The sequence below is a fragment of the Ligilactobacillus hayakitensis DSM 18933 = JCM 14209 genome (assembly GCF_000615845.1).
GTDB classification, from domain to species: domain Bacteria; phylum Bacillota; class Bacilli; order Lactobacillales; family Lactobacillaceae; genus Ligilactobacillus; species Ligilactobacillus hayakitensis.
Genome location: NZ_BAML01000080.1, coordinates 1 through 596, shown reverse-complemented (window position 1 = coordinate 596; position 596 = coordinate 1). Strand labels below are relative to the sequence as shown.

Here is a 596-nt window from a genome sequence, read left to right as displayed (position 1 = left end):
TAGATGATTTTAATTCTGGCACAAATATTACAGATAAAATGAGTATGTTATTAATTAACGCAGATACTCACGAAACAATTGATGTTATTCGATCACGTCGTGATGCTGCTCTACGTTCATATTTTCTTCGCCATTATAGTAGACGTGAACGTCAAAAAGTTCGCTTTGTTATTGTTGATCTTTATCAACCTTATCGTAATTTAATTCATGATTTGTTTCCCAATGCCAAAATTATCGCAGATAAATATCATGTTGTACTTCAAGTTAGTCGCGTGCTTCAAAGCACTAGAATCGCTGTTATTCGTAAGTTCGGTTTGAAATCACATGAAGGACGTGCCTTGAAACGCTACTGGAAACTATTGATGAAAGATTCAACTGAACTGGACTTCATGCATTTCAATAGACGACCAAACTTTAAACATTCTCTGTTGTGCGATGAAGATGTGGTTAATCGTTTATTAGAAATGGATGAAGAACTTAAAGATGTTTATAACTACTATCAAGAAGTCCTTTACGCTCTACGTTCTAAAGATGCTGAACGCTTTAGTGATATTATTAATCAAAAATTAAGTACCATTCCTTCTAGAATGCGTAAC

General features: G+C 34.1%; 1 protein-coding gene. It reads left to right on the top strand.

The window, feature by feature from the left end; all coding sequences use genetic code 11:
• Nucleotides 1–596 (top strand): ISL3 family transposase (locus tag JCM14209_RS08655; protein WP_025023043.1); only part of this gene is annotated, 596 nt, incomplete at both ends.